12 protein-coding genes and 3 tRNA genes are annotated in these 13,533 nt (G+C 66.3%); 9 read left to right on the top strand and 6 right to left on the bottom strand.

Features of this window, described 5'->3' with window-relative positions; genetic code table 11:
- Positions 1-605: 605 nt before the first annotated feature.
- Positions 606-1,439 (bottom strand): methyltransferase domain-containing protein, encoded by an 834-nt coding sequence (locus tag ABD287_RS17490; protein ID WP_344174474.1) that lies wholly within the window; start codon positions 1,437-1,439, stop codon positions 606-608.
- A gap of 47 nt (positions 1,440-1,486) precedes the next feature.
- Here ABD287_RS17490 and ABD287_RS17485 point away from each other — a divergent pair, with 47 nt between their 5' ends.
- The gene (locus tag ABD287_RS17485; protein ID WP_344174472.1) at positions 1,487-2,056 is read left to right on the top strand and encodes a helix-turn-helix domain-containing protein; all 570 of its coding nucleotides are present in this window, start codon (positions 1,487-1,489) and stop codon (positions 2,054-2,056) included.
- A 90-nt stretch (positions 2,057-2,146) separates the two neighbouring features.
- Here the strand turns inward: ABD287_RS17485 and ABD287_RS17480 are convergent.
- Positions 2,147-2,220 (bottom strand) — tRNA-Cys (locus ABD287_RS17480).
- Positions 2,221-2,728: 508 nt separating this feature from the next.
- A complete protein-coding gene (locus ABD287_RS17475) occupies positions 2,729-3,514 on the bottom strand; it encodes a hypothetical protein (RefSeq protein WP_425565660.1) in 786 nt (261 codons plus the stop codon).
- Positions 3,515-3,925: 411 nt separating this feature from the next.
- Between ABD287_RS17475 and ABD287_RS17470 the strand changes: the two genes are divergently transcribed.
- Positions 3,926-5,032 (top strand): helix-turn-helix domain-containing protein, encoded by a 1,107-nt coding sequence (locus ABD287_RS17470; RefSeq protein ID WP_344174469.1) that lies wholly within the window; start codon positions 3,926-3,928, stop codon positions 5,030-5,032.
- Here the strand turns inward: ABD287_RS17470 and ABD287_RS17465 are convergent.
- A complete protein-coding gene (locus ABD287_RS17465; RefSeq protein ID WP_344174467.1) occupies positions 5,008-6,117 on the bottom strand; it encodes a globin domain-containing protein in 1,110 nt (369 codons plus the stop codon). The two genes, ABD287_RS17470 and ABD287_RS17465, sit on opposite strands and share 25 nt — an antisense overlap.
- A gap of 266 nt (positions 6,118-6,383) precedes the next feature.
- Between ABD287_RS17465 and ABD287_RS17460 the strand changes: the two genes are divergently transcribed.
- Together ABD287_RS17460 and ABD287_RS17455 are read left to right on the top strand one after the other, a co-directional pair.
- Positions 6,384-6,473 (top strand) — tRNA-Ser (locus ABD287_RS17460).
- A 35-nt stretch (positions 6,474-6,508) separates the two neighbouring features.
- Positions 6,509-6,581: transfer RNA gene (locus ABD287_RS17455), tRNA-Arg, on the top strand.
- A 424-nt stretch (positions 6,582-7,005) separates the two neighbouring features.
- On the opposite strand, the gene ABD287_RS17450 is transcribed toward ABD287_RS17455, so the two are convergent.
- Complete coding sequence (locus ABD287_RS17450) at positions 7,006-7,749, bottom strand: GIY-YIG nuclease family protein (protein ID WP_344174465.1); 744 nt, start codon at positions 7,747-7,749, stop codon at positions 7,006-7,008.
- Between the two features lie 412 nt (positions 7,750-8,161).
- The gene (locus ABD287_RS17445) at positions 8,162-8,374 is read right to left on the bottom strand and encodes a peptidase inhibitor family I36 protein (RefSeq protein ID WP_344174463.1); all 213 of its coding nucleotides are present in this window, start codon (positions 8,372-8,374) and stop codon (positions 8,162-8,164) included.
- 341 nt (positions 8,375-8,715) lie between these two features.
- Here ABD287_RS17445 and ABD287_RS17440 point away from each other — a divergent pair, with 341 nt between their 5' ends.
- The 5 genes from ABD287_RS17440 to ABD287_RS17420 all read left to right on the top strand — a co-directional run bounded on the left by ABD287_RS17440 (position 8,716) and on the right by ABD287_RS17420 (position 13,338).
- Positions 8,716-9,969 carry a sensor histidine kinase gene (locus tag ABD287_RS17440; protein WP_344174461.1) on the top strand — a complete coding sequence of 418 codons (1,254 nt, stop codon included), beginning with the start codon at positions 8,716-8,718 and terminating at the stop codon, positions 9,967-9,969.
- Positions 9,957-10,613, top strand: a complete 657-nt coding sequence (locus ABD287_RS17435; protein ID WP_344174459.1) for a response regulator — start codon at positions 9,957-9,959, stop codon at positions 10,611-10,613. Before ABD287_RS17440 ends, ABD287_RS17435 begins: the two co-directional genes overlap by 13 nt.
- Before the next feature lie 255 nt (positions 10,614-10,868).
- On the top strand, positions 10,869-11,939 hold the full coding sequence (locus ABD287_RS17430; RefSeq protein WP_344174456.1) for a YVTN family beta-propeller repeat protein: 1,071 nt from the start codon (positions 10,869-10,871) through the stop codon (positions 11,937-11,939).
- Between the two features lie 502 nt (positions 11,940-12,441).
- Positions 12,442-12,903 carry an RICIN domain-containing protein gene (locus ABD287_RS17425; protein ID WP_344174454.1) on the top strand — a complete coding sequence of 154 codons (462 nt, stop codon included), beginning with the start codon at positions 12,442-12,444 and terminating at the stop codon, positions 12,901-12,903.
- Between the two features lie 273 nt (positions 12,904-13,176).
- Entirely contained in the window at positions 13,177-13,338 is a 162-nt protein-coding gene (locus ABD287_RS17420) for a transposase (protein ID WP_344174452.1), read from the top strand.
- Positions 13,339-13,533 lie beyond the last annotated feature (195 nt).

The raw sequence follows: 13,533 nt of genomic DNA, 5'->3' as shown, positions 1-13,533 counted from the left end.
GTCTACCGAGGGCCCCGCGCCCTCTCCAACACCGTCCGTTATGGACGAGGTGCCCGTGTCGTCCCCGCCGACGATCACGCCCTTGCTGAGATCACCTCAATGGTCATCCTCGACCTGTTGGAGGACGAGAATGTCGCTCCGCCATAAGCCTGGGCCGGTGCCCAGTGTTGCCGATGCCCAAAACCTGAGAAGGCCGGGAGAAGAGTCCGCCGAGAGTGACACTAGAGCGCAACGCAGACCAACCCCTGCCGAACCCGTGAGCTGCGGGTTGGGCAACGGTCGCGATCGCCCGACCTTGCGGACGATGCTGGGGGCCAAGAGATCGTCGTTTCAGATCCAGTCCCCATAAAATGTCCTGGTATGTCTGAGGCAGTTGCCTCCGCTTGACGAACGGATCGATCCGCCGGCAAATCACCGGCAAAATCTTGCTCCGTCCCAGCACCCTTGCAGGTCACAGCGTGGCCGTCGCCCGTCTTGAAAACCGGTAAGGGGGCAACCTCTTCGTGGGTTCGAATCCCACACCCTCCGCCACCCGAACGCCCCTGAGCTGCACGAGAGCGCTCAGGGGCATCGCCGGTGAATCTGTTCCTACCGCTAGCTGACTACTACGAGGTGCGGGCAGGCGCAGCGTGTTCACCGGGGCAGCCTGTCTCTGGGCGCCGCGCCACCCATACCGTGCGGGTGGTCCGGACGATGAGGTCGTCGCGGCTCGGGGCGCCGGCCGCGAGCGCGTCCAGGGCGGCGAGGTCGTTGGCGCGCAGACAGCCTTCGAGACCGTGCCGCATGCGCTGCAGGCAGACCTGGGCGTAGCGGCCGGCCGCGTCGGGCAGCGGCGCCCGCAGGGCGATGTCGAACCGGCGTTCGGCCTCCACGGTGAAGCCGGCCTCGCGCAGGTGGGCGCCCCAGTCCTCACTCATGTGCAACCCGGCTTCGGCGCGGAGGTCGGCGAGTGCGGTGTGGCAGCGCTCCTCCAGCGCGGTTCCGGCGGGGTCAGGCAGGAATCGGGGGAACGAGTCAAATTCGGTTATAAGGACGGCGCCACCAGGACGGAGGATCGCGAACGCCTGGGTCAGGCTGCGGGCGGGGTCAGCAAGGTGGTGCAGCGAGCCCGACGCCCACACCAGGTCTGCGGGGCCAAGCCGCGGCCAGGTCTGGTCCAGGTCTGCCTGCACGGTTCGGATCCGGTCTACGGCGCCAGTCGCGTGTGCCCTGTGTCGCAATTGCTGCAACATGTCGGCTGAGACGTCCACCGCGACCACCTCGGCGTGCGGCAGATGCCGGGCCAGAGCGAGGGCGCCGGCGCCGGTGCCGGCGCCCAGGTCGACGATGCGCGGCCGGTCGGGGGTCAACGAGCCAACCCAGGTGACCATCTCGCGGTGGAACTCATGAAGAACGTCGGCGTCGAGGTCGAGCATTTCCCCGAGGTCAGCATGTGCCATGGGCCGACGCTACCCCCATCTTGCGTCAGGGACATAGCATCTTGCGGATGGCGCAAGATATGGAGTTGGACGCCCTGGTCCGGCAGCGGATCCGGGGACTACGGGTGGCCCGCGGCTGGTCCCTTGACGACCTGGCCGCTCGCTGTCGCCTGAGCCCCTCGACACTGAGCCGGATCGAGACCGGTCACCGGCGGATCGCGTTAGATCAACTAGTGTCGATTGCCCGAGCGCTGGGAACCACCCTCGATCACTTGGTCGGCTCCGGCGTCGACGACGACGTGGTCATCCGCCCGCACGGCGACAATGTCCACGGCGTCACCACCTGGTTACTGTCCCGCGAAGGCCCCCGGCACGGCGTGACGGTCGCCAAGCTTCGCATCACTTGCCCTGTCCCCGACGAACTGCGGGTGCACCCCGGCCGCGACTGGTTCACCGTGCTGTCCGGGACCGTGGTGCTACGCCTCGGCGATCGCACGATCCTGGTCCAGCCGGGCGAAGCCGCCGAGTTCTCCACGATGGCGCCGCACGCCTTCGGCGCCCACGACGGTGCGGCCGAGATCCTGTGCATCCTGGACCCCGACGGGCAACGCGCCCACCTGGGGCCAGCCCGGTCCTAACCCGAACTCGACAGTAGCCGAGCGCTCAGAGGCCGTCTGCGGTGTACATGAGACACCACGCGGGCCATGGCGAACACAGCCGACGGAACTTGGAGACAGGTGCCGGATTCGAACCGACGTAGACCGCTTTGCAGGCGGTTCCCTAACCACTCGGGCAACCCGTCATATGGCGATGAGACGCGCGTGAACCGGCTGCGGTTCCCGGGTCTGGAAACTTTTTTGACCGATGCGGGCCGGCTCGGCCTCGTCCGTCGACAGCGCCCCACGGCGGCCGCCCCACGCCAGCGTCTACATCCGCCACAGGGCGCGTGGGACAGGCCTCATTCCGCCGTGGCCTGCGGCCAAGGGCGTCGTGGCGCGCCTTCAGCTCGGGCCGGCCCAACGGTTACTGCGGTTGTCGGCAACATGGACGAAGCAAGACATGGCGTCGAAACAAGACATGGCATTTCCCCCAGGAACGATTGGCCCCGTCCTTGTCGCTGATCGGACGGATGCCGTTACTGCGTCCAGACTCGCGGCCGGAGCTTGGGCAGAACCTGAAGGACTCGTTCGCTTCCTTGAGCAGACCTTGAATGTGCCGCTTGTCGGGGTGACTCCTTGGCTGGGTCGCCCGAGCCAGCCGGCCGCTCCCGGCCTGGGAGATAAGCGACCGCTGGCCGTGCCGCGGCCGAGCTATGGGGCGGGACGCAGGCAGCAGCCCGAGCAGATTTTCGGCTCGGGCAGGGTGAAGGCCAGGCAGCAGGTCCGACGTTGGACGTTCCACGTCCCGTCCGGCCCGGTGTTGATATCGACGAGATCGGCCACGCCCAGGGCTCGCAGCAGCGGGTCGGCGATCTCGTGAACTGAGCCCGGCAGCGCGTCGGCCGCGTCGATGACCCCGTAGGCGACGCCGGAAGCCAAGGAACCGAGCAAAGTGCGCGCGCTGAGCCGAACCATGCCGCGGATCTGCCCCAGCAGCGGGGCGAGGTGCGCGTCGTAGAGGCTGTGACGAAGCGTGGTCAACAACGCCGCCTCGTCCGGGACGACCATGATCCGTGCGTCTGACCCGGCCGTGACGAGCGGATCGTTCGGGAGGACGGCGGTACGGAAGCCCGGCCGCAGCCCCACGCGGACCAGCGGACGATGGCTGTCGATGTGCACGAGGACGTCTTCGGGGATCAGCAACGGCACCCGCCGCGCCACTCCCCAACCCAGCACGGCCGGCAGGGCCAGCCAGTACGTGTACGCCTTCCAGGCGAGCGCCGCGGCAGCGTGCGGACTGGCATCCCAACGGCGGTGGGCGGCGTCGAGCAGGTCGGTGAGGTGGGAGCCGTCGATGAGAGCCGTCGCCGCGACCCATTCGGCGGGTCGTTCGACGACAAGCCCTGGCGCCATGCCGGACAACGGCCGGTTCGCGCCGACCGTAGCGAACGCTTCGACCGCCGGGGCGAGTGGGCCGCCGGCGAGCGTCCGGGCGATCGCTTCGACAGCGGCCGAGGTGAACGGCCCCACCGTGTTGGCGTCCGCGATGTTCGACGCCGGTGCGGCGCCGCGGACGCTCCCGCCATGGCCACGCGGCGGAACGGGCAGACGCTCGTCCGCGTCGGTGACGCTCGGTGTGTTGCCAAGGCGCGAGGGAGCCGCGTTCATCAGGCTCCCTTCGTGGGCGTGTCGGCTGGCAGAACGACCGGCGTGGCGATGGGCGCCGCGACCGGCGGTGAGGACAAGGCCCGCCCGTGCGTCACGGTACGCATTTAAGGCTAGCCTAACCAACCTGATCACGAGAACTTGCCCCCGCCGCCTTTGTCAATACTTCTGTCGGCAACCCATCACTTACCCCTTAGATCGCGTGCGATGCCGGAAGACTGAGGATCCCGGCCAAGGAAGCTCATGGACCCGCTCCAGGAACCCCCGCGGTCAGACGACCCGCTCACTGAGCCACCTCACGCAGCGCCCTCGCAGCGCGCACCGACACGCTGGTCAAACCCCACGCTTCGGACGGCCCAGACCCCCCCAGACCTCGCGCTCGCGGCTGCCGAGTTCGCGACGCAGGTCGGTCACTGGCGCCGACTTCGCGGACTCACCAAGAAACAGCTGGCGGCGCGGATGGGGTTCGACCCGTCCTACATCAGCCACGTCGAGAACGGCCGCCACCGCCCCACCGAGGATTTCGCCAGCCGCGCCGACGCCACACTCAGCGCTGACGGCGCCATCCGGCGGCGGTGGGAGCGCTACGACAGGCTGCGACATCCAACACCCGGGGCGGGTGTCCACCACCGGCCCCGGAGCCAGGCCACCGAGCGGCTACCGGCCCGGTGGCTTCCAGCGGTCACCGGCCTCGTCGTCGTGGAGGAGCACGCCATGCTCAGCTACCACGACCACAGCTACCACTGTCTGGTCCGGCGAGTGCTGGCGAACACCGGCGACGAGCCCGTCAACAGGTACCTCGCGCGCATCGCCGTCGACCGCTACCCCGACGACCCGGCCGCATCGCAGACCCACCACCGGCAACACCCGCTGACGCTCGCCGAGTTGAACCTGAACGCCCGCTGCGGTCCCGCCGGCGGCGCCGAGCCGATGCGCCTGCGGGCCAAATGTGACCGGGACTCCGTCAAAGAGATATGGCTGTTGTTCGAGAACGAGAACGGCAGGTTCCCGCTGTACCCGGCGGCCACCACCACGCTCGACTACTCGTTTCAGATCAGCGACCACAAGTGGGGTAGATGGTTCCAGCGGGCGGTCCGGTTACCCACCCGGCGGCTGCGTATCACCGTCGATCTTCCAGCGGCCCTACGGCCGCACCTGTGGGGCACCGAAACCTCCCACTCGGCTGACGACCACCCGCTGCGGACACCGCCCCAGTGCCACGAACTCGGCGGGCGGGTCCGTTACGAGTGGGCGACCGAGCAACCACCCTTGGCAGCCAGATACCGGTTGGCATGGCGCTTCCGCGCCGAAGGTCCGGGACAGGCTCACAGATCGCCGAACGCGTCATAACGGATCCGCGTGGACGGCACCCGTAACTCGGTCAGAGTGCGAATCGTCGATCGCACCATGTTGGGCGACCCGGATACGAAGAAGTCATGCTCGGCCCACGGGCCATAGCGGGCGACGACCTCATCCACCAGGCCGGTCTCCCCGCCGAACTCCGGATCATCGCTGCACGCCGGGATCACCGACAACCACGGATAGCGCGACGCTAGGAGGCGCAGGTCGTCCAACAGATAAAGATCGTCCCGGGTGCGGGCGCCGACGAACACATGAACCCAACGGGTGCGGTTGTACCGGATCAGCTCGTCGACCAACGCCCGGATTGGCGCGAGACCGGTCCCGCCAGCGACGCAGACGATGTCACGCGCTGACCGGCGGTCGAGCGCCATCATCCCCATCGGCGCGGCCAGGCGCAGCTCGTCGCCCACAGCCAGCTTCCGCACCAGCGCCCCCGACACCCAGCCGGAGTTCACCGCCCGGACGTGAAAGTCCAGCGTGTGGTCCTCCCGGGGAGCGTTCGCGATCGAGTAAGGCCGCCACAACCTAGGCCGGTGCCCCGACTCGACGCTGACGTACTGCCCGGGTCGGTAACTGATCGGCGCCTCTGGCCGGACAGTGAAGACGGCGATGTCCTGACCGACCCGCTCATGCCGGACGACCTTCGCCCGCCAGAAGGGCGGATTGGTGTCCGTCTCAGCCGCCGCTTGCATCTTGCCGGCGATCACCGTGTAGGCGTCCTGCCATGCCTGCTCGTACTCCCAGCACCAGTTTTCGCCGGCGAACTCACGCAACGCCCCTACCAGCGCCGCCCCGACCGCGTCGAAGTGCTCCTTGACGACGCCGAACTTGCGGTGGTCGCGCCCCAGCCCGCGCAGATAGGCATCGAACTGGTCCGGGTCCTCCAGCGTCTGCACCGCCCGGACGACCGCCGCCAGGAGGCGGCTTCGCTGCACATCCATGTGCACCGGAAACATGTCCCGCAGCTTCGGATGAGACAGGAACAGCCTGGCGTAGAAGTAGCCGGCCAGCTTGTCCTGCCGGTCCTCGACCAGCGTCCAGCTCTCCTTCAGCAACCGGGCCAGGTCACTCATGAGCCTCCCCTACCCCTGAACAGTCTCGGACGACGCCGGCGGCTCCACGACGAGCGGAGAGCGGTCGCGGGCTCTGACATGCGTTCGGTGAACACAAAGTCCACGCTCAGTCAGCGTCGCGTATCAGGGATCCGACCATCGCACAGGCTGTGCGACCACAGTCCGGGTGCGCTGGGCTGGTGTGATGACGGGGGCGAGGTCGGTACCGCTTTGCCCCGACCCAGACGCACCTGTATCCTCGTGTCGCGGTGGTCTACGACCGCCGAGGAGACTTCGCCTAGTCTGGTCTATGGCGCCGCACTGCTAATGCGGTTGAGGTTAACCGCCTCTCCCGGGTTCGAATCCCGGAGTCTCCGCGCTCGGAACCGGTGTGTATGCTGGTCCAGCACCTGCGCCCGTAGCTCAATGGATAGAGCATCTGACTACGGATCAGAAGGTTAGGGGTTCGAGTCCCTTCGGGCGCACAATGATCAAGGCCGTGACCTGCGGAAACGCAGTCCACGGCCTGCGTTGTCTATCCACTGTGGGCCGCTTACTGCTCCTGTGCTGCTCCCCCGACGGAACACACCCAAGGCGACACGGCGACTACTCAAAGCTTCGTCACTGTGAGTACCGGACGACGGATTGCTCACCCGTTCGGTGGGGCTACACCGCAGGGCGTTTCCTGATGCATTTCACTTCAGCGTACGGCCACCCCCGCTGGGTGTGGCGGTGTCGGGTCATCAGCAGGCGAGGGACCCGGGTCAGCCTGGCCGTTCCCGTGGGAGCCCACGGGCGACGACTCGATCGGTGAGTCGGCCGAGTAGAGGTAGGGCGATGAGCGGTTCGAGTCGACCGCCAACTTCCGGCGGTGCCATCGACCAGGGCGTCGGCAGGCTCGTCCTCACCTCAGGGCGATTTCGCCGGCCGAGCGCTGGCCCCGCCCGGACCGCGGGACCGCGCAATCCGCTCGACCACCACGGACATCACCGCGACCACCCCGGTCGAATACCTCACGCAACAGACCCCGGGCGTCAGTGCCCGCCCGCCCGGGGCCACCTCGGGCTCCGATGCCGGGGACGACTCGGCGGGACCGCTTGCGGTGTTGTAGGCGTGCTTGGCGGCGACGACAGCCGCTTGCAGGTGTTCGGGATCGACGCCGTGCACGTTCAGCGGCGGGTGCAGGCGCCGGACGAGTTCGGCCTCGATGGTGACCGGTTCGGGATCCTCAGCCCAGGTCAGCCGTAGGTGCGCGTGCATCCACGCCGTCAACCGCACCTCGTCCTGCGCGACCAGGACCACCCGATTGGTCCAGGCCGTCCGATAGCCCTCGGACACCAGAAGCCCGGCCAGCGTACGACGCAAAGTCGACTGACCCGACCGCCGTAGGTGGTTACGCATGACCCGGCCCCGCAGACTGGTCGCCCGACCCACATACAGCAGCCGCAGCGACGAATCCTGTGGATTCGGCGGCCCGGGCAGGTCAGGAAAGACCGACGCAGCAGCCCACCAGCCGTAGACACCACCGCCCCGGCGCAGCCCCTTAACAGCTACGTCGAGCCCGACCGGCACCCCGAACAGCAGCCGCAGAGCCTGCTGCGCCCCGACGTGGGCGGTCTGGACATCGGAAGATCGCTCCACAGGAGTGGTCACCAAGACGATGGTAGACGTCGAGGCCGGCCGCGAGACCAAGCCGCAAGATCACCGCCGTACCCGACCCCAAACCCCTGACATCTCCGCGACGGCAACTGCTCGGCGAGAGACTTGGCATCCACAGGCTTCGAGATGCCGTCGATGATGTCTTCCATTGCTTGACCATCTCTACCCCACCACAACGGCGGGGCGGGTCAGGCCAAGCCGGTCACGCCCTTCATCGGACACTCCCCGGCCGGCCGTCATCTGGACCGGTGCGGTCAGAACGGTTGGAAGGAGCTGATCCGGTCGTTGGCGGCCGAGCCGACGTTGGCGGTTGAACCTCCGGCGTCGAGGCTGAGGAGCTGGCGCTGGTGGTTGGTGTCGTTGTAGAAGCAGACCTTGCGCCCGGTCCGGTTCCAGATCGACGTGGTCAGGTCGTTCTGGCGGAGCCGATGTTCGAGACGAACAGGTTGTGTTCCGGCTGGAACCGGCACCGGCCGGCGTAGTTGCTGTCGCCCCAGAGGCAGACGTAGCGGTCGGAGCAGTCCTTCCGCTCCGCCTGAGCGGCTCCGGTGGTGACGACCTGCATGGCTGCGGCGCCGGCTACGACGGCCGCCGCGGCGGCCTTGAGGCTGGTGCGCATCAGGCCTCCATACTGTCGAATGTGGCCTGCAAAACCTCGCTGGTCGGTGCTCACCGTTGATCTTCGATATGGTGGATCAACAGGTGAGGATGTTCACGGACGTAACGGGAAGGCGCGTTGGCGCGGAGTTGGCTTGCGACCAATGCATTGGCCTGCGCTCAGGGTAAGCAGGGACGACGGCCCGGTCCTAATAGTTCGCTCATGTCCATGACACTATGAGCTGGTTGTGGCCAAGGCGTTCCCGCCAGCACGTCACCGGTGGTAGCGCAGGCTGTACTTCGCTCGCGCCCGATTCCCGTCCATCTGGGCGTTGAGGCCCTTGCACTGGTCGAGAGGTGGCGATGGAGGGCGACCGCACGGGCGCGGTGCGGGCCTATTTGCTGGACCGGGTTCGCGCCTCCGTCGACGCCCTGGAACACCTTGTCGGGGGCCTGGCCACGTCGCTGCTGGCGCTTGCTGCTCTGTTCTACGGTTTGGTGGTGGCCATGGCCTGCGTCCTGGGCGCGGGTCTGCTGCTGGCACCGTCGGTGGTCCTAGTGACCCGGGCCGTCGCGGACCGGGAGCGGATCCGGTTGGCCCGGTGGGGCCCGGAAATCATCGCGCCGGTTCCGCCGCCTGGCTCGTTGAACGCGGCGGTGCGGGACACCGGTGTCCGGCGCGAGTTCGCCTGGGTGGCGGTGCACGGCACTTTCGGCCTAGGCATCGGCGTCGTCGGGCTGACTTTGCCACTGCACGCCGCGCAGAGCCTTACCTTTCCGCTCTGGTACCGGCTGATCTCACCCGAGGCTGGTGGTCCTGGCCTGGTGTTCTGGCGCATCGATGGTCTGGCCGACGCCTTGGCCGTGGGACTTCTCGGCGTCGGCTGGGTGGCGGTGGTGATCGGGGTCGGTCCCGTGCTGGCCCGAATTCAGGCCTGGGCAGGGCACAGGCTGCTCACGCCGCCCGGTGACGCCGACCTGTCCGTCCGGGTCGTCCAGCTGACCGCCACCCGAGCCGCCGCGCTCGACGCGCACGCCGCCGAGTTGCGACGCATCGAACGGTCCCTGCACGACGGCACGCAGAACCGTATGGTCGCTGTCACCGTGCTACTCGGGGCGGCCCGCCAGGCGCTGAGCCGAGACCCGGCCACCGCCGACTCCGCGCTGGGCCGCGCCCAGGACGCCGCCGAGCAGGCGCTGGCCGAGTTGCGCAGCATCGTGCGTGGCATCCTCCCGCCCGTCCTGGCCGACCGGGGCCTAATCGGCGCCCTAAACGGCCTCACCAGCAGCTGCCCCGTTCCGTGCCAGCTCGACGTGGACCTGCCCGGGCGATGCGCCGCCTCCGTCGAGGCTACTGCCTACTTCATCGTGGCCGAGGCGCTCACGAACGTGACCCGCCACAGCGGAGCGGCACTGGCCACGGTGACTGTCCGGCGTGACGGCGACCGGCTGCGGCTGTGTGTTCACGACGACGGGCTCGGCGGTGCCGACGAAGCCCGCGGATCCGGGCTGACGGGAATCCGTCGCCGGGTCGAGGCGTACGACGGGACCCTGTCTGTGACCAGTCCCGGGGGCGGGCCGACTAGTGTAAGGGTGGAGTTGCCATGCGGATCGTGATCGCCGAGGATGACCCGCTGCTGCGGGAGGGGCTGGCGCTGCTGCTGCGGGCCGAGTCGCTGGACGTCGTGGCCACCGCCAACTCACCTGAGCAGTTCCTGGCGGCCGTGGAGGCCCACCAGCCGGACACCGCCATCGTGGACGTGCGGATGCCGCCGACGCATACCGACGAGGGTATCGTCGCTGCCGTCGAGGCGCGCCGGCGGCAGCCGGACCTGGCCGTCCTCGTGCTCTCGGCGTACGTTGAGCAGGCCTTCGCAACCGAGCTACTGGCCGCCGGTGCCGTCCGCCTGGGTTACTTGCTCAAGGAGCGGGTGGGCCGAGTCGACGAGTTCCTAATCGCGCTGCACCGCGTCGCCGGTGGCGGCACCGCCATCGACCCAGAGGTCGTCAGGCAGCTGCTAGTCCGGGGCCGGCCCGACGGCACGCTAGCTAGGCTGAGTCCGCGGGAGCGAGACGTGCTAGCCCTGATGGCCGAAGGCCTGGGCAACACCGCGATCGCCGAACGGCTGTTCGTGACCGAAGGTGCGGTACACAAACACATCCGCAACATCTTCGTCAAGCTCGACCTTCCTCCCCACGACCGCGCCGATCGGCGGGTCACCGCGGTGCTGCGCTACCTCGGCGACACGCGGTCCCGGTAGCCCGCTATCCCCGCGCCACCGGCGAACTGCACAGTATCGACCTTCTTCCCGGACCCCCAAGAGTGAGTGATCACGTCGCCACCCTCTACGCCTGTTGGTCCGACGGTGGGCATGGTGGCGCGCCTCGCGGGAACTCCGCGCCGGCAAGGTACCGCCAGCACCACCAAAAGCGGCCCGGCAGCGGGATGGGATGCGATGCGACTGGCGGACAGGCTTAGGCAGTCCGCGCATCCGTCTCCACCGAGGAGAAAGCAAGTGAAACAACTTGAAGTGACCCACCGGATAGCAGTAGGTCTGGCCGCCGCCGCGCTGGTGCTACCGAGCGCGATGACGTTCGCTGACACACCTTCGTTCGCGACCGACCGCATCCGCGAAGACACGGTGCCCTATGGAATCGGCGCCTACAGCGGCTATGTCAACAACATTCCCGCTCCGTTCGCCAAATCAATCAGCAATAACAGCATGGCCGTCAGCCCCGATCAGAGCGTCGCCGTGGTGACCAGCTCCGAACACCAGGTCCTGCGCGTGATCGACTTGAAGGACGGCCACCGCATCGCCGAAATCGGCGGTTACACCAGCCCACGAAACATTCTATTCGAGCCAGACGGCCGGAGTATCTCCGTGTCCGACGACACCCTCGGCGTGCTGGACCAAATATCGTTGCAGACTCACAAAGTCATACAGCGGCTGCCGCTGGGCGTGGGAGTGTTTGGCACGGCCCAGTCCGATGAGGGCGGAAACCTGTATGCCACCAACCACGCCGCGGGTATAGTCACAGTGATCCATCCATCCACACGGCGACCGAAGGTCGTTATCACCGGCTTCGTCCAACCGCGGCAAGGCATCAAAATCGCCCCAAAACACAACGTCGTCTATGTGACCGACATCGGTGCCCAGCACATCGCGAAAGTAAGCACCAAGACAAACGAGCGGATCGGCCAAATTGGAAGGTTCATCGAGGTACGCGGGTTGTCTGTTAGCCGTGACGGTGACCGCCTGTTCGCCGCCGACAGCGGCGACGACACCGTTTCCATTATCGACACCGACACCGGCGTCCAAACCAAGATTAAGGTCGGCCACCGCCCCTACGGCGCCGCTCTCGCACCCAACGAAAAGGTATTGCTCAGCGGCAACCTCGGCAATGACACGCTGACCGCCCTTAACCCCGATACGGGAGCAGAATTGGGCACGGTCACCGGACTCAGAGGCCCCCGCCAAGCGATCGAATTCAGCAACGACTCACGCCTGGCATGGGTCCTCAACCAGGACCTCACCATCGGTGAGGTTAACGTGCAAGACCTTGCAGTCAAACGCATTCTCGGCTAACGAGGTTAAACAGGGACGCGACAGAGGGTCGGGTAAATGAATGCGTTAGAACACGAGGTTGCTAATGAATCAGATGCTACGACCGGCTGAACCCAAGGATCGTGTTAGGACCTTTTGCAGGCCCTATACATACAGCATCGACTCGGGTATGTGCTCGTTTATGTTTAGTGTACCCTTAGTTTCACGATGAGCCCTTCTCATCCTTGCCGGAGGGAAGCGCTACGGGATCAGCGGCCACGTCAAGTTGGCGGCTGATGTAGCCGACCCGCAATCCGTGTGGTGGTGATTGAATACCAGGCCTAGCCTGGCGGTACCCGAGAGATTGCTCAGTGGCTACCCTGAATCTTCCTCTCAATCCGAAAGCGACCCATGGGCCCGCTCATCAGTGGCAAGCATGTCGGAAGCGTTCCTCTTTCTTATAAGGCCCCGTCATGTTGCTTCAGCGGCAACTCACCAGCATCCGTTTCGGAATCCCTCACTGTATCCGGAAGGAATTGAAACTATGAAAACAGCAATGATTGCGGCGGCGCTCGCCACCGGTGTGACGGCGCTGACGACGCTGCCTGCCATTCCCGCCCATGCTACACCGATCAGTGTGCTGCGGGAATACAAAGTGTACAAAAGCTCGGCGACTGGTTTATGCCTGGACAGCAACGGTGATGGCAATGTTTATACCCACGCTTGCAATGGCGGCAACTTCCAGAAGTGGGAAGTTCGAGATGACACCCGAGGTAACATGTTCCTATGGAACGTCGCCACAAAATTGTGTTTGGACAGTACCAGCGGAGGGCAGGTATACACCCTATACTGTAACGGCGGAGACTATCAGAGATGGAATGGGACATACGCCGGCGCCAACACTCTCTGGCACCTGGCGACCGGCTTCTGTTTGGACAGCAACACCGCCCGCAAGGTGTACCTACTTCGCTGCAATGGTGGCAACTATCAGAAGTGGCTCTCCTGACAGGTCTTAGACCCTGGTAAATAAGGGGTTCGCGTGGTCGGCAGTGACGGTAAAGATCGATGATCGTGCTCGTGTTCGGCATGGTGGCGGGACATGAGGATGGGCCTTCGGTAGGAGCAAAGGTGACTAACCAGCAGCTCGATCGAAGGCCCAACGGTGTCTGTATACCTTGTCGCCGGGACCGCCGCATCTACCACCCCGGCCACCCTCGCTGATCACCTGCCCACCGCCCGGTCCCGGCACTATCCATCCGATACCAGCGACGCCGAATGAATGATCCTCGCCCCGCACGTGCCCGCCGGGACCGGCCGCGGACGCCCCATCATCTACCCGCGCCGCGACGTCGCCGACGCGATCCGCTACCTCGACCGGACCGGCTGCCAATGGGACGCGCTGCCCGCGCACTTCCCGCACCACAAACTCGTCTACCACTAACTCAAGACCTGGACCGCCGACGGCGCCCTGAACCGGATGCACAACCACCTGCGCGAACAGGTCCGCCAGCAAGCCGAAGGACGCGACGCGCAACCCACTGAGCCTTTCCGGGCAACTGTTTGATCACCGAGGGTGACGTAGGCTGCGACGCGCCGAGTGGTCCGGGGTCCAAGATGGAGACGCGACACCTCGGTA

The organism is Pilimelia columellifera subsp. columellifera (assembly GCF_039532605.1).
Lineage (GTDB): Bacteria > Actinomycetota > Actinomycetes > Mycobacteriales > Micromonosporaceae > Pilimelia > Pilimelia columellifera.
This window is presented reverse-complemented; position numbering and strand designations above follow the sequence as displayed.

What these genes read in the sequence shown, in the direction of transcription:
- ABD287_RS17420 (WP_344174452.1), top strand. Translation starts at nt 13,177, where the DNA reads ATGATCCTCGCCCCGCACGTGCCCGCCGGGACCGGCCGCGGACGCCCC.
- ABD287_RS17425 (WP_344174454.1), top strand. Translation starts at nt 12,442, where the DNA reads ATGAAAACAGCAATGATTGCGGCGGCGCTCGCCACCGGTGTGACGGCG.
- ABD287_RS17440 (WP_344174461.1), top strand. Translation starts at nt 8,716, where the DNA reads ATGGAGGGCGACCGCACGGGCGCGGTGCGGGCCTATTTGCTGGACCGG.
- ABD287_RS17490 (WP_344174474.1), bottom strand. Translation starts at nt 1,439, where the DNA reads ATGGCACATGCTGACCTCGGGGAAATGCTCGACCTCGACGCCGACGTT.
- ABD287_RS17445 (WP_344174463.1), bottom strand. Translation starts at nt 8,374, where the DNA reads ATGCGCACCAGCCTCAAGGCCGCCGCGGCGGCCGTCGTAGCCGGCGCC.
- ABD287_RS17470 (WP_344174469.1), top strand. Translation starts at nt 3,926, where the DNA reads ATGGACCCGCTCCAGGAACCCCCGCGGTCAGACGACCCGCTCACTGAG.
- ABD287_RS17465 (WP_344174467.1), bottom strand. Translation starts at nt 6,117, where the DNA reads ATGAGTGACCTGGCCCGGTTGCTGAAGGAGAGCTGGACGCTGGTCGAG.
- ABD287_RS17485 (WP_344174472.1), top strand. Translation starts at nt 1,487, where the DNA reads ATGGCGCAAGATATGGAGTTGGACGCCCTGGTCCGGCAGCGGATCCGG.
- ABD287_RS17435 (WP_344174459.1), top strand. Translation starts at nt 9,957, where the DNA reads ATGCGGATCGTGATCGCCGAGGATGACCCGCTGCTGCGGGAGGGGCTG.